Annotated in this window: 22 protein-coding genes and 1 pseudogene; 12 read left to right on the top strand and 11 right to left on the bottom strand. The window is 40.4% G+C overall.

Annotation, left to right across the window (positions count from 1 at the left end; all coding sequences use genetic code 11):
- Window positions 1-17: 17 nt before the first annotated feature.
- A complete protein-coding gene (locus HBHAL_RS18600) occupies window positions 18-362 on the bottom strand; it encodes an MGMT family protein (RefSeq protein WP_014645067.1) in 345 nt (114 codons plus the stop codon).
- 115 nt (window positions 363-477) lie between these two features.
- On the opposite strand from HBHAL_RS18600, the gene thiD reads away from it, so the two are divergent.
- The 3 genes from thiD to HBHAL_RS18585 all read left to right on the top strand — a co-directional run bounded on the left by thiD (window position 478) and on the right by HBHAL_RS18585 (window position 2518).
- A complete protein-coding gene (gene thiD, locus HBHAL_RS18595; RefSeq protein WP_014645066.1) occupies window positions 478-1278 on the top strand; it encodes a bifunctional hydroxymethylpyrimidine kinase/phosphomethylpyrimidine kinase in 801 nt (266 codons plus the stop codon).
- 58 nt (window positions 1279-1336) lie between these two features.
- Complete coding sequence (locus tag HBHAL_RS18590) at window positions 1337-1972, top strand: Type 1 glutamine amidotransferase-like domain-containing protein (protein ID WP_014645065.1); 636 nt, start codon at window positions 1337-1339, stop codon at window positions 1970-1972.
- A gap of 96 nt (window positions 1973-2068) precedes the next feature.
- Entirely contained in the window at window positions 2069-2518 is a 450-nt protein-coding gene (locus HBHAL_RS18585; protein ID WP_014645064.1) for a regulatory YrvL family protein, read from the top strand.
- 38 nt (window positions 2519-2556) lie between these two features.
- Here the strand turns inward: HBHAL_RS18585 and trhO are convergent, their stop codons facing one another.
- From trhO to HBHAL_RS18570, 3 genes are all read right to left on the bottom strand, one after another.
- Window positions 2557-3498, bottom strand: a complete 942-nt coding sequence (trhO, locus tag HBHAL_RS18580; protein WP_014645063.1) for an oxygen-dependent tRNA uridine(34) hydroxylase TrhO — start codon at window positions 3496-3498, stop codon at window positions 2557-2559.
- An 86-nt stretch (window positions 3499-3584) separates the two neighbouring features.
- Window positions 3585-4946 (bottom strand): MFS transporter, encoded by a 1362-nt coding sequence (locus HBHAL_RS18575; RefSeq protein ID WP_014645062.1) that lies wholly within the window; start codon window positions 4944-4946, stop codon window positions 3585-3587.
- 141 nt (window positions 4947-5087) lie between these two features.
- Complete coding sequence (locus HBHAL_RS18570) at window positions 5088-5636, bottom strand: cysteine hydrolase family protein (RefSeq protein ID WP_014645061.1); 549 nt, start codon at window positions 5634-5636, stop codon at window positions 5088-5090.
- Window positions 5637-6132: 496 nt separating this feature from the next.
- Here HBHAL_RS18570 and HBHAL_RS21890 point away from each other — a divergent pair.
- From HBHAL_RS21890 to HBHAL_RS18540, 6 genes and pseudogenes are all read left to right on the top strand, one after another.
- Window positions 6133-6288, top strand: a pseudogene (locus tag HBHAL_RS21890) (MFS transporter); the annotation flags it as partial.
- A gap of 256 nt (window positions 6289-6544) precedes the next feature.
- Window positions 6545-6826, top strand: coding sequence for a PTS glucose transporter subunit IIA (locus HBHAL_RS18560; RefSeq protein WP_014645059.1), 282 nt, complete (start codon window positions 6545-6547; stop codon window positions 6824-6826).
- Window positions 6827-6962: 136 nt separating this feature from the next.
- A complete protein-coding gene (gene treP / locus HBHAL_RS18555) occupies window positions 6963-8372 on the top strand; it encodes a PTS system trehalose-specific EIIBC component (protein WP_014645058.1) in 1410 nt (469 codons plus the stop codon).
- Window positions 8373-8387: 15 nt separating this feature from the next.
- Window positions 8388-10070 carry an alpha,alpha-phosphotrehalase gene (treC, locus tag HBHAL_RS18550; protein WP_041601772.1) on the top strand — a complete coding sequence of 561 codons (1683 nt, stop codon included), beginning with the start codon at window positions 8388-8390 and terminating at the stop codon, window positions 10068-10070.
- A 22-nt stretch (window positions 10071-10092) separates the two neighbouring features.
- The gene (gene treR, locus HBHAL_RS18545; RefSeq protein ID WP_014645056.1) at window positions 10093-10809 is read left to right on the top strand and encodes a trehalose operon repressor; all 717 of its coding nucleotides are present in this window, start codon (window positions 10093-10095) and stop codon (window positions 10807-10809) included.
- A 211-nt stretch (window positions 10810-11020) separates the two neighbouring features.
- Window positions 11021-11524, top strand: coding sequence for a DUF6933 domain-containing protein (locus HBHAL_RS18540; protein WP_014645055.1), 504 nt, complete (start codon window positions 11021-11023; stop codon window positions 11522-11524).
- Between the two features lie 29 nt (window positions 11525-11553).
- On the opposite strand, the gene HBHAL_RS18535 is transcribed toward HBHAL_RS18540, so the two are convergent.
- The 3 genes from HBHAL_RS18535 to HBHAL_RS18530 form a co-directional block, all read right to left on the bottom strand.
- On the bottom strand, window positions 11554-12213 hold the full coding sequence (locus tag HBHAL_RS18535; protein WP_014645054.1) for a DUF429 domain-containing protein: 660 nt from the start codon (window positions 12211-12213) through the stop codon (window positions 11554-11556).
- 135 nt (window positions 12214-12348) lie between these two features.
- Window positions 12349-12471, bottom strand: coding sequence for a hypothetical protein (locus HBHAL_RS22005; RefSeq protein ID WP_014645053.1), 123 nt, complete (start codon window positions 12469-12471; stop codon window positions 12349-12351).
- Window positions 12468-13751 carry a helix-turn-helix transcriptional regulator gene (locus HBHAL_RS18530; RefSeq protein ID WP_145956073.1) on the bottom strand — a complete coding sequence of 428 codons (1284 nt, stop codon included), beginning with the start codon at window positions 13749-13751 and terminating at the stop codon, window positions 12468-12470. Before HBHAL_RS18530 ends, HBHAL_RS22005 begins: the two co-directional genes overlap by 4 nt.
- Window positions 13752-13976: 225 nt before the next feature.
- On the opposite strand from HBHAL_RS18530, the gene HBHAL_RS18525 reads away from it, so the two are divergent.
- The gene (locus HBHAL_RS18525) at window positions 13977-15563 is read left to right on the top strand and encodes a M4 family metallopeptidase (protein ID WP_014645051.1); all 1587 of its coding nucleotides are present in this window, start codon (window positions 13977-13979) and stop codon (window positions 15561-15563) included.
- A 353-nt stretch (window positions 15564-15916) separates the two neighbouring features.
- Window positions 15917-17866: an aconitate hydratase gene (locus tag HBHAL_RS18520; protein WP_014645050.1), complete on the top strand. Its 1950-nt coding sequence runs from the start codon at window positions 15917-15919 to the stop codon at window positions 17864-17866.
- A gap of 46 nt (window positions 17867-17912) precedes the next feature.
- Here the strand turns inward: HBHAL_RS18520 and HBHAL_RS18515 are convergent, their stop codons facing one another.
- From HBHAL_RS18515 to HBHAL_RS18505, 4 genes are all read right to left on the bottom strand, one after another.
- The gene (locus HBHAL_RS18515) at window positions 17913-18872 is read right to left on the bottom strand and encodes a ring-cleaving dioxygenase (RefSeq protein ID WP_014645049.1); all 960 of its coding nucleotides are present in this window, start codon (window positions 18870-18872) and stop codon (window positions 17913-17915) included.
- A 96-nt stretch (window positions 18873-18968) separates the two neighbouring features.
- Window positions 18969-19667, bottom strand: a complete 699-nt coding sequence (locus HBHAL_RS18510; RefSeq protein ID WP_014645048.1) for a YqjF family protein — start codon at window positions 19665-19667, stop codon at window positions 18969-18971.
- 84 nt (window positions 19668-19751) lie between these two features.
- On the bottom strand, window positions 19752-19904 hold the full coding sequence (gene sda, locus HBHAL_RS21000) for a sporulation histidine kinase inhibitor Sda (protein WP_014645047.1): 153 nt from the start codon (window positions 19902-19904) through the stop codon (window positions 19752-19754).
- A gap of 18 nt (window positions 19905-19922) precedes the next feature.
- Window positions 19923-20450 carry a helix-turn-helix domain-containing protein gene (locus tag HBHAL_RS18505; RefSeq protein ID WP_014645046.1) on the bottom strand — a complete coding sequence of 176 codons (528 nt, stop codon included), beginning with the start codon at window positions 20448-20450 and terminating at the stop codon, window positions 19923-19925.
- 250 nt (window positions 20451-20700) lie between these two features.
- Here HBHAL_RS18505 and HBHAL_RS18500 point away from each other — a divergent pair, with 250 nt between their 5' ends.
- On the top strand, window positions 20701-21312 hold the full coding sequence (locus HBHAL_RS18500) for a trimeric intracellular cation channel family protein (protein WP_014645045.1): 612 nt from the start codon (window positions 20701-20703) through the stop codon (window positions 21310-21312).
- Window positions 21313-21318 lie beyond the last annotated feature (6 nt).

The raw sequence follows: 21318 nt of genomic DNA, 5'->3' as shown, positions 1-21318 counted from the left end.
TGCATATGTACCATTTATTATAATTGATCTTCCAGAATATTAGAATCAATAGGGAGTTCGGAGTCACTTGCTTGGAATTCCTGCAAGTTGATTCTCCATTGAATAACGAGTATACCTTCATCTTCGAGTGCCATTCGCTGATTCTCTGCACCTTCCTCATTTTGAATGGCAATTTTTCCTTGGGCATTAATTACCCTGTGCCACGGCAGTTCGTGTTTTTGGCTCATGGAGTGAAGGAGCCTGGATACTTGTCTTGCTGCACGAGGGTTGCCGGCTAGCCGCGCTATCTGCCCGTAGGTCATCACCTTTCCTTCAGGTATCAGCTTAATAATCTTCAGGACATTCTGGGTAAAGGTTTGCATAGGTTCATCCCTCCTCACGTTATTAATTTTACAGTAAAAAAATAAGGTATGAATAGATTCTGGAAAAAAGTATTTGTTACAATTTAAATAAGATTACGAGAGGGGATAATTAAGTATGAGTATACCAAGAGTATTGTCCATTGCAGGTTCTGCGTCACAAGGAAGTGCGGGAATCCAGGCTGACCTAAAGACATTTGAAGAGTTTGATGTGTATGGAATGAGCGCCATTACAGCCATAGTGGCTAATAATAAAACAACTAATCAAGGGATTTTTACCCAGTCTTTAGAAGCGATTGAAGCGCAGGTGTATGCGTCTCTTGAACATGTAGGGGTAGACGCTCTTAAAACAGGGATGTTGTTTACCGAAGATATTATTAAGCGTTCGGCTGAACTGATTCGTTACTCTGAAGTCAGAAATATAGTCGTTGATCCTGTCATGGTAGGTAAAATGGGGTCGCAACTGTTAAAAGATGAAGCTATTGATACGCTGGTGAAGGAACTGCTGCCAATGGCTACCATTATCACCCCGAACTTGCAGGAGGCAGCCCGGATATTAGATGCCCCTGTGCCGGAAAGCCCTGAGGATATGAAGGCATTGGCGCGTGATCTGCAAAGTCTTGGGCCGGATTATGTCCTTGTTAAAGGCGGTGCTTTAAAAGACTATCCTGCTGTTGATATTTTGTTTGACGGGACAAGTATGGTAGAGCTTGAATCAGAGCGTGTAAAGACCGTTCATACAAGTGGAGCAGGCTGTACCTATTCCGCCGCCATTGCAGCAGAACTTGCAAAAGGAAAAACAGTAGAAGAAGCCGTTCGGAAAGCGAAGTCATTTGTAACAAGCGCCATCGTCTATGCCTTGTCGTTTGATCGAGGAATTGGTTCTGCTTATCATGCTGCTCACCGAACAAAGAATTAGGATCATATAATCCTTTACAAACATTTAAGTATTAGATGTTTAAAGAGGGGGGAGAAAGTTGAAAATCTCTACTCATTTATTCTTATTTGGTTCAGGGCCGCCCTTTACACCGAACCTGGGAGAAAAATTTAAAAGGTTAGCAGAGGGCAGCAAAATTGCTGTCCTTTATATCGAGCGGGAGGGGTCTGAAGACTACCTTCCCCTTTACACCGATTGTTTAAGTCTCTCCGATTCTGAAATTTATTATCTGCCTTTAAGAAACGAATATTCTTCAGAGGATTTAGCCGCTCTCAAAGAGTCAGATGCAGTTATCATAGGGGGAGGAGACACTGTTTTATACAGGAGATTTATTGTAGAAACGTCGGTTGGGGAAGTAGTAAGAAATTTGTTTGAAGAGGGGAAACCTTTAGCAGGATTCTCAGCGGGAGCACTGATCTCCCCAGAAGAATGTGTTATTTCTCCTAACGATAACGATCAAGAAGTCCAGCTCTTCGAAAAAGGTTTAGGTATTCTCTCTGATGTAGTGATTTCAGCTCATTATCTTGAATGGGAAGAGGAAGTGAATCTGAAAGCGGCTGTGCAGAAGACTGATGTAGCCAAAGGATATGGAATTGCAGAAAACTCAGGAGTTTATTTGAAAAATGGAAGCCTTAACGATATAGAAGGCTATATTCATATAGAAAGCCACTACTAAAGGTTAGGTAAACTTTTCCACCTCAGGTCATCCAATTTATGGATGACCTGAGGTGGAAGTTAAAGGATATAATGGGGACTATGAGGGAGGAGAAGAATGAAAAAACATAGATTTCGTCATTCTTTTAGAAAAGATAAGTCCGAGGTATTTATAAGTGTTGGCTTCCTGCTTCTGCTTGGAATAACCATAATATTTGGCGTATTTTTCTTTGGCATGGTCGGTCTATTTCAACTGATGGGAGTTTCGTATGAATCTGTCTCGTCACTGATCTTGTTTGGAGTGCTTATTTTTATTCTGGGATTGCTCTTTGAAGCGGCAGCCAAAATCGTTAAAATGATCAGCTTATATAGTAAACCTTCTCCTTCTGTATTTTTGATTTGGCGTATTTTTATTGATTTATTATTTACCTGGCTGACGATTTACACAGTAGATGAACTTGTCTCTCAAGTGACAATGGTGTTGTGGTCAGAATGGTTTTTTACCTTCCTTCTAGTTACTGCCGATTATGTGTTTGATGAAAAGAAACAAACTAAAAAACTCGCCTGAGTTTGAGTCAAGGCGAGTTTTTTTACGAAGATTTCAAGTTATTTAGAAACCCTGTCATACTTATCAATTTGTTTTTTTTGCTCAGCATCCCAGCGATTTTCCGGGTGCTCTTTACATTCTACTGTACATGCCGCGTGATGCTTTTCTTCACAGTCCTCGCAACAAACGTATTGTCTATTACACACAGGGTTACTGCAATTGATCATGCGGTCTTCTTGTTTACCGCAGTGTTCACACTCTGCGACAACTTTTTCCTCTATCTGATTAATAGGTACAGAGATACGTTCGTCAAACACGTACATTTTACCATCAAAAAGCTGACCCTTTACTTCAGGATCCTTGCTGTACGTATTAATTCCACCTTCTAGTTGATAGACATCCTCTACACCATTCTTCTTCAATATTCCAGTCAGCTTTTCACAGCGAATTCCACCTGTGCAGTAGGTGATCACTCGCTTATCTTTCCACTGATCTGCGTTTTCAGCAATCCATTCTGGAAACTCGCGAGAGTGGTTCACTTCTGGACGGATCGCGTTACGGAAATGACCGATACGGTATTCATATTCATTACGACCATCAATAACCACCGTGTCATCTTCTTGAAGAAGCTCATAGAATTCTTTTGGTTTTACGTGTTTTCCACCGAATTCTTTCGGATCAATATCATCATTTTCAATGCTCCAGTTTACAAGTTCTGGTTTCACACGGCAATGCATCTTCTTAAAGGCATGGCCCTCATGTTCATCCATCTTAAACTGGATATCTGCAAAACGTTCATCTGAGCGGACGTAGTCCATATATTGCTCAACTTGCTCCACAGTGCCGGAAACGGTTCCGTTTATTCCTTCTGGAGCTACAATAATTCGTCCTTTAAGACCAAGGTCTTTACAGAACTTCAGGTGGTTTTGACAGTATTCTTCATAATCAGGAAGGTCGACATACTTATAATACAGCAGAACTCGATAATCTTTTGAGCTCATAAGTGATTCCTCCTATATTGGATCTATATATATCAGTTATTAGCATAAATGTCCATACTCAATCATATTCGATTCGATCTTAAATTTCAAATGTCAATTTCTTGAACGGGTGTAAACTTCTTAATTCTAACAGAATAGACCATCAGGACAACGTTTGAAGCAAGCATGAGCACGATTAGAATACCAAACGGGAGGCTGAAATCCTGAGCAGTATAAGGCTGACGATTCAGCTCAAGCAAAATACCAGCCAGCACGGATCCAGTTGCGCTGCCTATAAAATGGACCTGCTGCTTTAATCCTATCCCTGCACCAATTTGCTCACTTGGTAATATTCGGGACACCTCGTTTGTGGAACTGGAAGATAAACTTGAAAAGCCAAAACTAGTAAACATATAAGCCAGCATAATCATATAAGGGCTCATTCTTGCTAGCAAGAAAAAGACAAGAGCGGAGATTAGTAAAAGCCCGTGCGCCAGGAAGAGTACTTTAATGTTTCCGTATGCATCAATGAGCCGGCCAACATAAATAGCGGCCACCGCAGAAAGCATCGCTCCTGGAAAGATAATCAGCCCAATAGCAGCTGCTCCCCGATCATATACTTGTTCAAGCATGATAGGCATTAAGAATAACACAGCGAAATGGAGGGTGAATCCGATATAACTCATAAAAACAATGCGGCGGTAATGTCTATTCATGACTAACGCAGGCTGTATAAAAGGCGTGGATGCTCTGTTGATCCTCCACCAGAGCAGGGCAGCAGAAAGCAAACCGCCCAAAAGATACAGACTGTTAAAGGTAGATATATATATTAGAAACAAGGTGGCGCTGATTCCAGAAAGCAAAGCCCCCAACACATCAAAACTAGTTTTCGTAGAAGTTTCTAACGGCATATATTTATAGAGAACAGGGATGACGAAAACGACTAAAATAGTGACGATAAATAAAAAATTCCAGTTTAAATAATCTGTAATAAAACCTCCCGCGACAGGACCAAGACCAAACCCTAATGAAGTAGCGGAAGCAATTAAAGCATAAGCACTTCCACGGCGCGACATCGGAATATATCTTCCGGCGAACACCATCGATAACCCGGGGATAGCTGCTGCGCCAGAGGCCTGGAAAAGTCTCGCAATTAACAGCCAGAGATAGGAGTCAGCAAAGAAGCCAAGAATGGAGGATAAACCGAAGATTAAAATGCCGATGGTCAGAAGCTTTCGTATGGGAAGGTAATCAGAAAGACGAGTGAATGTAATCGTAAAAATCGCAAGGACAATTGAATATCCGGATACAATCCAGGCCCCTTCTGAAGGTTGTAAAGAGAAGTCTCTAAGGATATTGGGTAATGCGATATTAAACATAGTGGTATTCATAACGACTATCAGGATAGAAGCACTCAAAATGAGCACCGTACGGAAGTGTTTATTTGAAGGGAGGGGGTTCTCATTCATTCTTTGTCCCTTCCTTTCTCGTAAAATATTTAGACACTCGAAATACTATACCATAACATCCTTTAATAGGAAACATAGAGAAGCCGGTTTGAAAATATAAAAATAAAAAGACCGCCTTGAACTTCTAAGACGGTCTTAGGTTTATCTAATAGTGGCTCCTAATACGGATTCAAAATGTCCAAGAGCCCATTCGTGACCAGGTTGATTAAAACTGGCTACAGCATCTTTATGAATTGTAAGATTATAGCCAAGGTTGTAAGCATCAACAGCTGTGTGGAGAACACAGATGTCGGTACAGACCCCTGATAAATGTACATCTGTAATTCCTCTTTCACGCAGTTTTATATCAAGATCTGTTCCTGCGAAAGCACTATACCTGGTTTTATCCATATAGTAGAGGCTGGGTTTGAACTGACTTCTTTCATACAAATGATGGAGCTCTCCGTATAATCGTCTGCCTTCAGTACCGCGAATATTATGAGGTGGGAAAAGCTTTGTTTCTGGATGGTATGGATCATTATCTTCGTGAAGATCCACCGCGAGTACCGTAAAATCATCATTGGATAAGAATTCTTCACACAATTTAGTGAGGCTTCCTTCAATCTTCTGCCCAGGTTCCCCGCAGGTTAACGCCCCTTCATGAGCTACAAAGTCATTCGTATAATCAATAACGAGCAAGGCTTGTTTCATCCAATCCCTCCTAATATGTCTATACACATATATTAACAGACAGAAATGCTTTCCACATTAAATATAGCCCTGTTAAAAGGGGCTGCTGATTTTTTCGAAAGTAGTTTATTGAGCTATAGGGCCGGATTGTTGAAGATTCGGTTTCGAGATACTTTGGGTCCGTTACGCTATGAGGAAGGGAATGGCGGGGAAATAACTCGTCTTGTTCCATCACCCAGACACTCGAGACATAAGCCGAGCATCAACGGACGGAAAGATCACCCTCCTTTTGATGCTCGGCTTATGCTGTTCGTGTCTTTCGTGGTGATTCCACATTTGAACACTTTCCTATGGGGGAAAGGTGAGCTTCCTCGCTCGTTTCACTCCCTGCGGGATCTCACCTGATTCCTTCTCTCATGGGAGTCTCGCCATTTCCCCACCAGCTCAGCCGAGTGAGAATAACGGACGCTTCTCTCTATCCTTGGGACAAAACATCAAACAAAAAAATTTATGGATTATGTGGTTTGCCAATTTTTTTATTGCTGGAAGTATCACAATGGTTTTGCCCTTTTTGTCTTTATATATTGATCAATTAGGTAATTTTTCAGATTCATTTGTTCAAACATGGTCCGGCGGGATTTTTGAAATTACCTTTGTGATGGCTCACTTCTTCCAAAAAAATAAATATTTCGACACTCTAAATATATACCACGAATTTCTGCTATATAAAAAGGAAATTTACTCTATACATTAAGAATTAGTAATATCCTATTAAAAAAGGTTACGTCACCAGGTTTTGGAAAGATGAAAGAGTGATAGATGACTACTATGAATGTTTTGTTAACGGTTGCAAAACTTGTATATACAAATTATAATCATAAGTAATTGATGTATATACAAGTTTGTGATTTGGAGGAAGACTCACGTTCATGAAGCTTTTTGGAAATAAAAAAGAGGAGGTTAACTTAGCGGCATCTAAGAGTGGCAAGGTTGTAGCTCTGAGAGAAGTGCCGACTCCTGTGTTATCCCAAAAGATGAGGAGAGAAGGCATTGCCATCGAATCAGCTGATGGAATGTTTCTTAACCCAGTGAAAGGAGAGGTGGTACAAATTTTCCATACCATGTATTCGGTAGGGATTAAAGCGCAAAAAGAAGCAGACACCCTTATTCAAATTGGTTTGGAAAATGTCAGTATGGAAGGAAGAAGATAAATTACAATCACACCTGTCATTGTTACAAACAGTGATGATTACGTGGTTCGGGCTGCGAGTGAAACTCAAGCTGCAGTGGCTCAAGTAACATTGTTGAGCGTCAAGAAAAAATAACCCACACTCGGGAGGAATGAAAATGAATCACAAAGAGCAAGCCGAGCAGATTTTGGAAGCAATAGGTGGAAAAGAGAACTTATCAGCTGCTACTCATTGTGTCACCCGACTTCGATTAGCCCTTCACGATGAAGGTATTGTCGATCAGGAAAAATTAAACAATATTGATGCCGTGAAAGGATCTTTTTCTACTAACGGTCAATTTCAAATCGTCATAGGGCAAGGTACCGTAGATAAAGTCTATAAAGAATTTGTGGCTTTAGCGGGAATTGGGGAATCATCTAAAGAAGAAGTGAAAGAAGCTTCCTCCCAAAAGATGAATCCACTTCAAAGAGCAATTAAAACGTTAGCCGATATCTTTATTCCGATTCTTCCAGCTATTGTTACAGCTGGTTTGCTGCTCGGTATAAACAATATACTTACAGCTCCAGGCATATTCTGGGACGAGCAATCTGTTATTGACGTTTATCCACAGTGGTCAGATATTGCCAACATGATTATCATTATAGCGAATACGGCCTTTACGTTTTTACCCGGGCTGATTGGCTGGTCTGCTGTTAAAAAATTCGGTGGTAGTCCAATTTTAGGTATAGTCATGGGTCTTATTCTTGTTCATCCGGAATTACTGAATGCTTGGGCTTACGGGGAAGCCGTAAAAGAAGGAACGGTTCCTACATGGAATCTCTTCGGATGGGAAATTGAGAAAATTGGTTACCAGGGACAGGTATTACCAGTGCTGGTTGCTTCCTATGTATTAACTAAGATCGAAGTTTTCATGAGAAAGCGTGTACCAGATAGCATTCAATTACTAGTAGTCGGCCCAGTTGCTTTGCTTGTAACAGGTTTCTTAACCTTCTTATTCATCGGACCGGTTACATTTGCGATCGGTAATGCCATTACAGACGGACTTGTATCTATTTTTGATAATTTTGCTGCTCTTGGAGGACTTATTTACGGTGCCCTTTATGGCGTCCTTGTTATTACGGGTATGCACCATACGTTCTTAGCTGTGGATATTCAATTGATTGGCAGTACAAATACAACGTTCTTATGGCCAATGCTAGCTCTTTCCAACATTGCTCAGGGTTCTGCTGCATTTGCGATTATGCTTGCCTCAAGAGATGAGAAGCTGAGAGGTCTTGGATTATCTTCTGGTGTTTCCGCATGGCTAGGTATTACGGAGCCTGCGTTGTTTGGTGTTAACTTACGATTCAAATATCCGTTTATTATCGCTATTTCTTCATCAGCGATCGCTGGATTGTATATTTCAGCTCAGGGCGTACTCGCAAACTCCATTGGAGTCGGCGGTGTTCCGGGTATCTTTTCCATCGTATCGGATTATTGGTTTGACTTTATTATCGGGATGATTATCGTTATCGTACTGCCGCTTGTAGGTACGTATTTATACGCGAAACGTAAAAAAGATGTGTAAGGAGGCGTTACTGTGATTGAACAACCATGGTGGAAAAAAGCTGTTGTGTACCAAATCTATCCAAAAAGCTTTAATGATACAACTGGCAATGGGGTCGGAGATATCCAAGGCATCATTGAGAAGCTGGATTATTTAAATGAACTAGGGGTGGATGTGCTGTGGCTGACGCCAATGTATAAATCGCCACAAAATGATAATGGGTATGACATTAGTGACTATTACGACATTCACGATGAATATGGAACCATGCAGGACTTTGAACAACTGCTTGCAGAGACGCACAAGCGTGGAATGAAACTTATTATGGATCTTGTGGTCAACCACACATCCACTTTCCACCAGTGGTTTCAGGAATCTCAAAAATCAGTCGATAACCCTTACCGTGATTATTACATTTGGCGTGATCCAGTAGAGGGGGAAGCGCCTACGAACTGGCAATCGAAATTTGGCGGCAACGCATGGGAATATGATGAAAAGACCGGACAGTATTATTTACATTTATTTGATGTCACCCAAGCAGATTTAAATTGGGAGAATGAACAAGTAAGAGATGAATTGTATCAAATGATGCGTTTTTGGGCTGAGAAAGGGATTGATGGATTCCGACTTGATGTCATTAATCTCATTTCCAAAGATCAGAAATTCCCAAATGACGACGGAAGTGTGGCGCCAGGAGATGGTCGTAAATACTATACAGATGGTCCGCGTGTCCATGAGTACATGCAGGAAATGAACAGGGAAGTTTTCACTCCTTATGATTTAATGACAGTAGGTGAAATGTCCTCTACAACAGTTGAACACTGTATTCAGTACACAGCACCTAATCGTAACGAACTGAGTATGACATTTAATTTCCACCATTTAAAAGTAGACTATCCAAATGGTGAAAAATGGACCGTTGCTGACTTCGATTTTCATGAGCTGAAACAGATTCTATCTAAGTGGCAGAGAGAAATGAATAAAGGAAACGGATGGAATGCCTTATTCTGGTGCAACCATGATCAGCCAAGGGTATTGTCTCGTTTTGGAGATGAAGTCAATTATCCGGAAGAATCGGCTAAAATGCTTGCAACCACTATTCATATGATGCAGGGAACCCCTTATATTTATCAGGGAGAAGAATTCGGGATGACAAACCCAGGGTTTGAATCCATTGAAAAGTACCGCGATGTTGAATCTATAAATATGTATAAAGAGTTCCGTGAAAAAGGTGTCAGCGAAGAGAAGATTCTTGAGATCTTGAAACAAAAATCAAGGGATAATTCTCGTACACCCGTGCAATGGAATGATGAACCGAACGCCGGTTTCACCTCTGGTAACCCATGGATTGCCGTGGCCGATAATTACAAATCCATAAATGCTGAAAAAGCCAGGAGCACAGAGAACTCTATTTTCCATTACTATCAGAAACTGATTCAGCTTCGAAAAGAAAATGATATCCTTACATTCGGAGACTATGAACTCTTGACTCCGGAAGATGAACAGATATTTGCATATCTACGTCAATGGAATGGAGAAAGTCTTTTAGTGATCAATAATTTTTATGGTTCTGAAACTTCCTTCAGCTTACCTGAAAACTTACAACTTAAAGGAAAAAAAGAGGTTATGATCAGTAACTATAATGATGTCAGTCAGAACTTGGAGAACGTAAAACTTCGTCCTTACGAATCAGTGGTCTATCACATTACCCAAGTATGATAAAATACGAATGGTGATGAAAATGAAAAATAAATATTTAGTCATTTATAATGATCTTGTTGAAGAGATCCAAAGAGGCAGCATCCATCCAGGAGATACGCTTCCCTCTGAACACGAACTATCAAGTCGTTTTAGCACTTCAAGAGAAACCATTCGGAAAGCTTTAAATCTTCTTGCTCAAAATGGCTATATTCAAAAGGTAAGGGGAAAAGGATCCGTCGTATTGGATCATGGCAAGTTTGAGTTCCCTGTCTCAGGTCTTACGAGTTTTAAAGAGTTATCTAATCAATTGGGTAAGGATTTTCGAACATTTGTCCATAATCTCACCTTAAGGCAGGCGGATGGGTTAATCGGAGAGCAGTTAAACTGTTCACAAGATCATAAACTTTGGAAGATTATCCGGGCAAGAGAGATCAATGGTGAAAAAATCATTCTTGATAAGGACTATATTCGAGAAGATATCGTTCCAGGCTTGACCAGTGAAATTGCTGAGGACTCTATCTATGAGTACATTGAAAATGAACTGGAGCTTACCATAAGTTTTGCTAAGAAAGAAATTGTTGTAGAACCAGTAACTGAGGAAGATCGTAACTATTTAGATCTACAGGGGCATGAACAGGTGGTGGTAATCCGAAGCCACGTGTATCTTGCTGATGCTACATTATTTCAGTTTACTGAATCCAGGCACAGACCTGATAAATTTCAATTTGTTGATTTTGCCAGAAGATCTAAATCTTAAAAAGGAAGAGCCGTTTAGCGGTTCTTCTTTTTTGTCTATTATAATAAAGACGATAAATGCAGGGGTATTTTAAGGAGATATATTGCTGACTCAGTAGAGAAAAAGAAAATCTATGGAAGAAATAGTTATTAAATACACAGGGGATCCCAGTAGGGAATAGCAGCAGAAACTGTTACAATTAACGTATATTAATGAGATGAGGAGAATCGGTTTGTTTGTTATCGGAGCTACGAAAAAGTTACAAAGTCAAATAGATAAGACAATTGAAATCACAGAAGAGTATGAACAGATACCTCAGATCTACCAATGGCAAGCTAATATTATCAAGGTGAATGGGCGCAAATGCTTAATCTTAATGAATAATAGCACAGCGTTAAATCTCACGTTGTTTGGATTGGAAAGCCCTCAGTTCGAAAATATTGATAATGTAATAAAAGGATCTATGAACCAGCTGTTTCAAACACTTGGTATTGAGGAATCGATAGCTGAACAGATGTTAGAAGCATCACAGGAAATCGTTTATACAAAAACGAGCAGCCGTCAGACGTTAGGGTTAATGAATGAAGTAAAGTCGAGTATCGAACAACAAACGAAAAACAAAGAATATAAAGACATCGATGCGGTGACGATTAATCAAAAGAATAATCGTATGATATTCAAGGCTCTTGAAGGCCAAACCCCTCTTTACACATTCCAAAGATATTTTGAAGAGTAGAAAAGCAGCACATAATGTGCTGCTTTTTTTTAACAGGAAAATGGGAAGGGGTGGTGGGGAAGCTGCTCCGGCATGTGCCAAGCCGGTGATTTAATTTCACTGGACCAATGCCAGCAGGCGAGAGCAGCCAGGCATGCATCCAATTGGTGAGTAGAGGACTCCTCAACATGGTCAACCAATTGAAAATACACTTCTGATAACCACTTATGAACAAATTTCCTGCTTTGTTCATCTTTTTTATAAAGAACTGCCTGGGATCTGTCTTCAATAGGTAACCTGGAAGCAAGAGCTATACCGGGATGAACCTCGACGATTTCAACCTTATCAGATAATGAATTTTTAATCATATGGGCAAGGTGAATACCTCTTGCAGTTAAGTAAATCATCCTCGTGAGGGTTGGGGGCATAATAGAGCCTGATTTAACTCCGAGGTGCTTCGCGTAACTTCTTAACTCGCGGTCAGCTTCTCTATCACCTCCGCCATCCTGGTAGGATAAAGGAGCATCTATTCCGACATAAATTTTATTATTCTCTTTTGCTTGCTTAGAAATAATTGAGATGATGGCTTGATCCGATAATCCCGTTTGAAGGTCCTCTATGTATAATTGATTTTGTTCTTCACGGCAAACCACAGCAGCTGTATCTTTATGGTTGGAGGGTCCAGACAGGTCGATCCCGATGATTTTCACATTAGAACCTCTTTTCCGTAGATATTAAAAAAATACCTCTGCCACAAGGGGCAGAGGCGAAAAATTGTATAGGTATAGGATTAGGGGAGGTGCTAATTACACATAATAAACAAATTACTAAAAAATTAAATTAATTTATGAAACATATTCAAAAGAATTGGGTCTAGGATGTGTTTCCACTGCACTATCATGATTCAATGGTGCAACTATGGAAACAGCTAAACCTACTACAGCTATGAATGCAATTAATTTCTTCATAACATGATCCCTCCTAAATGAGAATGTTTATTTAACAATTGAATTGCTAACCTTAAATATTTTGAAGATTTTTTATACATCCGCTGTTGTTCCAACAAATCTGCTAGAAACTTCGCGTAACGAATAATGTAAACTTGTTCCTTATTCTCTTTAAAGAAAGGTATTACTATTTCTTCGAGGTAATCAATAATATCTGAGCTCTCGTTTAGGAGTTTATAATAAACTTCAAAATGATGCCCATGTGCTTCTGAAGGATATTCTTCAAGCTTTTTCTTTCCTTTTTCTATCCACTCTAGACATTCTTTAGTATCTTCTAAGCGATAAGATTCTATTATAAGTCCATGAATTATGTTTAAAAACTCATATAGATCAAAAGTAGAATCATTTTCTTCTGCATAGTTTAAACTCTTTTGATAATGAAGAATAGCAGCTTCATGGTTTTCTATTCTTGATTCAAGTACTGCAAGATTAATATAAACTAATTTTAGTTGTTGATTATCCTTAGTCTGCGTAGCTATTTTACGAGCTAAATGGTAATTTTCAAGGGATTTCGCATAGTTTTTTAACCTACTATAACTTATGCCTAAAATAATATGGCAATCTGCACTTTTAGCTAAATCATAATTGCTCTTATATATTTCCAATGCCTGGTCAGCGTAAAAAACTGTTGCTGAAACATGATGCGCTTGACTGGAACTAAGAGCTAAATGATAATAAAGATCGCTAACTTCTAAATCTCCAATGCTCAAAGAGGGACTATAATTCTTAGCTTCCATTAATTCTTGAAAAGCATCCTCATAGTTTCCCACATAATAATTTAGTACCCCTGAACTTAAATGATAATAGAACTCCATCTCTTCATCAAAAGTATCCCTATGTTGTTTTATATGATCCCATACTTCATAAGCCTTCTTCACTTCATTGTTTAAAAGAAGGTGACGGATAAAAAATAACTCAAAGAAGATATACAAATGATGATTATCCTGCGTATCCCTTATTTGAAGTAACTCTAATTTTAAATTTTGAGCTTCTTCAAAATTTCCAGTGATGATGGCTTCATACCATTCCTTCAATTTTTCCTTTGATGGATGGTTGTATGAAGTCTCAAGGAAATCAAGACCGAGCCGCTCGTAAAGTAATTCTAATACTTCAAACGCGGGAACGGTTTGATCATTCTCAATTTTGGAAAGATACGCCGGTGAGATAATTCCATCTGCCAGCTGGTTTTGAGTTAACCCCTGCTTGACTCGATGAAATCGAAGTACTTTACCATATTCCATTGGCCACACACCTAGTTGATCAACTGTTGATTTGGAAGAGTGTGCCTCTTTCAAATCTATATTTAGAATACATGTTCGATTAGGAATTTTCAACAATAATCACGGGTTTCCCAAGTCGTAAAAAAAAAGAGGCTTTAAGGGGGATTTTGACCCCTGACTTTCACAGGATATTCGTCTGAATATTGTGATACATTGGGATTGTATTACAAATATGGGAGGGATTCGATGAGTTGGAAAACAGTAACAGCTGCATTTGTACTAGGGACAAGCTTAGTGTCTGGCGGGACATTAGCTAATGCCGAGGATAGTTCAGGTATTAAAAACAAAGGGGCTTCTTCGGAATTTATAACAGAGAACCTGAAAGGATCTAAGGTTAAGAGCGATAAAGCCGTAAAAGAATTTTTTAAACAGAAGCGTCAGGAGTTTAATTTTAACCCAAATAAAGATTTACATTTAGTTAAAAAGGAAAAAGATGATGTCGGCATGACTCACTATACTTATCAAAGAACCGTTGGAAATGTCCCGATAGCTAATGCAAAAGTTATGGTACATACAAATTCGAACGGGACCGTTACGGCAGTCAATGGCGAATTACATGAGGATGCTCCAGAAAAAGTGAAGCAGTTGAAGGAGTTGAATCATAAAGAATCTATTAATCTAGCATGGAACCATATTGATGTTACGAGGAAAGAAGCTGATAAAGTTCAAAAAAGCAAACTTGGTAAGGATTTTGAAACACTAACGGAAAACTCTAATCTTGTCGTGCACCACCAAGATGGGGAGTACACGTTAGCTTATCACGTGGAGCTCCAATTTTCTCAGCCATACCCTGCGAATTGGCAGATTTATATTAATGCAGAAAATGGAGAAGTGTTAAAAGCGGCGAATGTTGTTCATGAAGCTTCTGGTACAGGTACGGGAGTGCTAGGTGATTCTAAAACGCTGAACACTTACGTTTACAATAACACTTACTACTTATTTGATACAACAAAACCTATGAATGGGGTTATTGAAACGTTCGATAATTACGGAGGGCAATATAGCAGCCTGCCTGGTTATTATGTTACGGATTCTGGTAATACATTTTACAGTGAAAGGCAAAAAGCAGCGGTAGATGCTCATTATTATGCAGGAGAAGTTTTTGATTACTACTATGATACATTTGGAAGGGTCAGCTACGACAATCAAGGAGCTGATATTCGTTCCACCGTTCATTATGGATCAAATTACAATAATGCGGCTTGGACTGGAAATCAAATGATTTACGGCGATGGTGATGGTTCGACGTTTACCTATTTGTCTGGCGCTGATGATATTGTAGCTCACGAATTAACTCATGCTGTAACCGATACAACAGCGGAACTGGTATATGAAAATCAGTCCGGTGCACTAAATGAATCATTCTCTGATGTGTTCGGTTTCTTTGTAGATTCAGAAGATTGGTTAATGGGAGAGGATGTGTACACTCCAGGAACCTCAGGGGATGCCCTGCGTTCTCTTTCCAATCCAAATGCGTACAATCAGCCGGACCATATGGATGAATACCGTAACCTTCCTAATACAGAATCCGGAGACTGGGGCGGAGTTCATATTAATAGTGGGATCCCAAATAAAGCAGCTTATTATACGATTAACAGCATAGGAATATCCAAAGCGGAAGATATTTATTACCGGGCTTTAACCGTTTATTTGACGCCAAGCAGTAATTTCTCAAGCGCGCGTCAGGCTCTCATTCAGTCAGCTCAAGACCTTTATGGGTCTCAGGCAGCGAACGCTGTTTCGAATGCCTGGAGCAATGTGGGGGTAAATTAAACCAACAGCAGAAAGGGAGGAGTTGAATAAGCTCCTTTCTTTTTTTAATTAGTTACAATAGTAATTATAGTCGTTTTCCCCCGGGAACTTTTCTTCACACTATCCAGCAAGTTTTTCAGATCACGACTCTGCCATAGCAGCAAGCTTTTACTAAAATTAACCAGGGACATTTCCCTCGAACTCGATTAAAAAACCCAGTCATATGATTATGAATAGTAGAGAATATTCTATTTTTAACCAGTAGACGACCAATTCTACGAGTAAAGGACCAGGATTTAGGGTATAAAAAGTATAGGATTACTTAGATACCTCAAGAAACTACCTATTAATTTGGTGAGAAGGAGGAATTAAGTGTGAGTTATAATGTCACACAAAAGCTGATTAAAGATCATTTAGTCAAAGGGGAGATGACCCCGGGAACTGAAATTGGATTGAAAATCGATCAGACTTTAACACAAGATGCTACAGGTACAATGGTCATGCTTGAACTGGAAGCTATGGGGATTGAACGTGCCCAGACAGAGGCTTCTGCTCAATACGTAGACCATAACTTAATTCAGGAAGACAGTAAGAACCCTGATGACCACTTATTCTTAGAAAGTGCAGCTAAACGATTCGGTCTTCACTTCAGCCGTCCTGGTAACGGAGTGAGCCACCCGGTACACATGCAGCGCCTGGCTACCCCAGGTAAAACATTACTTGGTTCTGACAGTCACACTTGTGCAAATGGATGTATGGGCATGCTTGCCATGGGAGCAGGCGGAATCGATGTTGCGATGGCTATTGCAGGAGAACCTTTCTATGTGAAAATGCCTAAAGTGTGGGGCGTTAAAGTAACAGGAGAATTCCCTGATTGGGTAAGTGCTAAAGATGCTATTCTTGAAATGCTGAGAAGGCATGGTGTGAAAGGCGCTACTAACCATGTATTTGAATACTACGGTCCAGGTCTCAAAAATCTAACTGCCATGGATCGTCACGTGATTGCAAACATGGGTGCGGAACTTGGAGCTACGGGCACAGTCTTCCCATCCGATGAAGAGACGAAGCGATTCATGAAACTGCAAGGTCGTGAGGATGACTGGATCGAGTTGAAAGCGGATGATGGAGCTTCTTATGATGTTCATGATGAACTGAACTTATCTGAACTTGGGCCAATGATTGCTAAACCGTCCAGCCCAGGAAACGTAGTACCTATTGAAGAAGTAGAAGGCGAATCTATTTATCAGTCCTACATTGGTTCATCAGCTAATCCAGGCTACCGTGATTTCGCCGTTGCTTCCAAGATAGTAGAGGGACGTCGAATTGCAGACGGTGTATCTTTTGACTTGAACCCAACTTCAAGACAAATGCTGGTTGACCTTTCTCAAGAAGGGCATATAGCTAACTTCCTGCAATCTGGAGGCCGCTTGCACCAGGCGGGCTGTAATGGTTGTATTGGAATGGGACAGGCACCCGCAACAGGACGTAACAGCTTACGTACGACACCAAGGAACTTCCCGGGCCGCTCAGGTACAAAAGAAGATAGTGTATTCTTATGCAGTCCGGAAGTAGCGGCCGTGTCAGCGTTGACAGGAAAAATTACGGACCCTAGAAAGTCAGACTTTGATTATCCAACTATTAAAGAGCTGGAAGAGCCTACTATTGACACGCGGCTACTAGATAAGCCACTGCCTTATGAAGAAGCGAAAGAAGTAGAACTTGTAAAAGGACCAAACATTGCGTCTATACCTGAGATGGATGAGCTTCCGAATGACATGGAGCTTCCAATCTTACTGAAAATGGGCAATGACATTTCTACAGATGAAATTTTAGCAGGCGGTGCCAGAGTATTACCATACCGCAGTAATCTGCCTGAGATCAGTAAGTTCACGTTCGAAATCGTAGATGAAACTTATCATGACCGTGCCATGGAAATCCGGGATCAAGGTGGTCATGCAGTAGTTGCTGGCATGAACTATGGTCAGGGTTCGAGCCGTGAACATGCCGCGCTTGCACCAAAATATTTAGGTCTTAAAGTAGCCATTGTGAAAGACTTTGCCCGCATCCACTGGCAAAACCTGGCCAACTTTGGCGTTCTCCCATTAACATTTGTGAATGAAGAGGACTTAGATGATTTGGAACAAGGCGATGTCCTGTTATTTAAAGGATTGAGAGATGGTATTAAACAATCCAACCAGGTAGAAGTAGAAGTGAAAGGCAAGGACAAGACCTTAAAATTAGAACATGCGCTATCTGAACGTCAAATCGAAATCATGCAAATGGGCGGTCTAATTAACTGGGTTAAAAACCGCTTAGAAAAATAATAAGTAAAAAAGACGGCGATCCTAAAAGGATGGCCGTCTTTTACGTTTATTTAGGATTAGAAGTGTGGAGAGGTGTTAAGCGGTCTTCTATTTCCCTGCGCTTTTCCTCAAGGAAAGGTGGCAGAGCCAGATTTTCTCCTAAATGTTCTTTATCTTCATCCGTGTCAAAACCTGGACCATCTGTAGCCAGCTCAAATAATATATGATTTGGATCTCTAAAATAAAGGGATTTAAAATAGTGACGATCTACGATACCTGAATTAGGGAAGCCCGCATCCTGGATTTTTGCTTTCCATTTCTCCAACTCTTGCTCATCTTCTACTCTAAAAGCCACATGGTGAACACTGCCACGTCCAGGTTTTTCACGTTTCCATTCAGGTTGCTCCTCTACGTAAACACGAGCACCGTTCCCACCTTCTCCAGTTTCAAAAGCCTGCCAATCTGGCACTGGGTGCTCCAGTTTACGAAAGCCCAAAGTGTCCATCAATACTGCTTTAGTAAGGTCCGCATCGGTAACGGTCAGATGTACGGGACCAAGACCGAGTATTCCGTGCTGTATAGGGACAGGGCCTTTGGACCAGGGAATTCCTCCAGGGACCCCTTGGTTGAATTCATCTGAAACCAGCTTTAAACGCTGGCCTTCATGATCTCGGAAGGTGAGCTCTTTTCTGCCTGCTTGTTCTTCGATAGAACCGCGGTCGACCTCATATTGATCGAGTCTCTCTTGCCAATAGTTTAATGATTCATCAGTTGGCACTCGAAGAGAGGTGGTAGAAATGCTCTGAGAACCAGGATACGTATGACCTGCACGTTTAATTTCAAAAAAGGTTAAATCCGTACCCGGTGATCCAGCTCCATCCGCGTAGAACAAGTGGTACATGGAAGGGTCATCCTGATTGACGGTTTTTTTGACTAGGCGCATCCCCAGTACCTTTGTATAAAAGTCATAATTTGCACTTGCGTTCGCTGTGATTGCTGAAACGTGGTGGATTCCTTTAATGTTCATTGAAGCGGCCTCCTCTAATAGTGGGACATTACGAACTACAATCTCGAATTCAAGATAAATGTTATCGTTATTTGTTCCTCATGTCAATTTACAGGTTTATACCTTAAGAAAAGGGTAAAGGTAAACTTCTAAAGATCTTGAATAGCAAGTGATTGGCTGTTGCAGAAAGATTAAGTTAGGCAGGAAATCCACAATTTCATTAATAACTACATTACTTTCTGCAGGTTGAAGTTCCCAGTGTTTGTGCTCAATAGGACCTTTATAAATAGAAGATCCGCGCACAGTCCATAACATATATCGCTCCGTTAACCAGTTCATCAGAGATCCTGGGTTATAGGTGTGGATGGAATTGGATATTTTAAAGCGAGCATGAAAGTGAGAGGGAGACATTCCGTAATGTGTTCGCCGACTTGAAAAGTGAAGGTCATTTCCCTGCTTATCTAACCTTATTTGAGCGTTTAAGTAGCGTAAGCCAAATAATGTACGCGCTAAAAAAACCCCAAGACTGTGGTTAGCGTCAAGGGATATAAAATAAACACCTGGTTCTCCTTTAAATGTGACGTAAGTTCTCACATTTAGTTCTAATAATTGATTACCGAAAGGGATGCGAGGAAGGCCTCTAAACTGGATATCTTTCATATGAAAGGGAACGATTGCAATCCAGGCCATACCATTATACAAATCCAATTCTAATTCACTGGGTACAAAGGGACGCAAATCCGTTTCCGGGACAGGCCAATGCATAAAAATAAGGTCTTCCCACGACTGCCGTATAATCCATGGTGAAGTTGACACGCGGAGATTCACCTCTTTTTTCTTATGTTATTCCCTCTTCTGGAGTAAACATTCACCCTGATAGGCTTCCCTAAGTACAGACGTTCACTCTGCCTTATGGGCAGAATATGTTTTTTCTTGTTTCCTCTTCTGAAGCTCATCTTCAAGCAGGTGAATAAAAGAATGATCTAATTTCATCTCCACCGCTGTATGAAGTGAATGTATAAGCAGACGGTGTGACAATTTTTTAACGATCATATAATATGGCCCCTTTCGTTAGGATGGGAGCTCAGTTGAAGCTGTAGCTGCTCCTATGATTTCGCCTTTCTGGTTATAGAGGGGCTGCGCAAATACATCATAATAAAGTAGCCCATCTGACAAAGGGAAATAAATTCGTTCTCGTTGAGTTTTCTTTGTTTCGATCACTCTTTTTTTTAGGTCCATTAAAGCAAGGGTGCCTTCATTATAATCAAGTTCATCGTCACGCTTTCCAAGTATATGACTCATCTTAAAGTCAGGGTGGGGATTAAACATCCAGGTGTATCGAAGTGAAAGGTCACAATGAGCTAGTGTGATAGGGGAATTAGCTAAAGCAGTCTGAAAAGGTTCGCTCAGGTGCTCTGTAAAAAATAAAGAAGGGTTAATATGGAGGAATGAAGCTATTTGAGATGCCACGGCCATACTGGGGTTTCTAGTCCCATTCTCAATTTGAGCATAATAGGCGCGATCAATATGAGCACCTTCAGCAATTTGCTGTTGAGTCAATTGTTGTTCCTTTCGGAGCTGAGTCAGCCATCTTCTCATTTTTTCCACATCCTACTTTCTATTCTAATATAAAATAATTCGCATTATCTTTTAATATTCCTTGTGGCAGTTTGCAACAAGTTTACTTGATTTGATGCATAAGTAGCAACGGAAATCTATAAAATGGATGATTTTGGTTATGTTTTAGTTTTTTTGAATATTATTATTATTTTTACAGATGTTTCTGTTATAATCATTCAGGTTGTTTATTTAAAGATTAGAAACTGGTGGATGAGAGAGGGGGTCTTTCATGAGTTGGGAAATATTAAATATTTTGGCGGTCAGTGCTTTTGCTTTCAGTGGAGCCATTGTGGCACTCAATGAGCGCTATGATATATTTGGTACATTCATATTAGGTATTGCTACGCCTTTCGCAGGTGGAATAATCCGCAATATAGCATTGGACGTTCCTGTAGTTCATGTGTGGGAGCAGGGTTATCTACTTTATGTGGCGTTTGGAACCATTGCTGTGGTCTATTTCTTTCCTAAGACATGGGTACTTTCCTGGGATCGATGGAACATTTATCCGGACGCGATTGGTTTATCCGCATTTGCTTTACAAGGAGCCTCATTTGCTACCGCACATAACTTCCCTCTGGGAGGAGTTATCTTTGCTGCTATATTGACTGGGGTGGGAGGGGGAGTTACAAGAGATGTTCTCGCTCAGCGGAGGCCGATGGTTCTTCACCAGGAAATCTATGCTGTTTGGGCTTTAATGGCAGGTTTGCTTATCGGTGTGGGTATAATAGATGTACAAAGCGCTTCTCAAACATACTTTTTATTCTTCTTAGTGATTACCTGCCGTGTTTTGTCCTATCATTTAGGCTGGCATCTAAGATTTAGAGATTTATATAGACTTTAAAAAAGA

It is taken from the genome of Halobacillus halophilus DSM 2266 (genome assembly GCF_000284515.1).
GTDB lineage: Bacteria > Bacillota > Bacilli > Bacillales > Halobacillaceae > Halobacillus > Halobacillus halophilus.
This window is presented reverse-complemented; position numbering and strand designations above follow the sequence as displayed.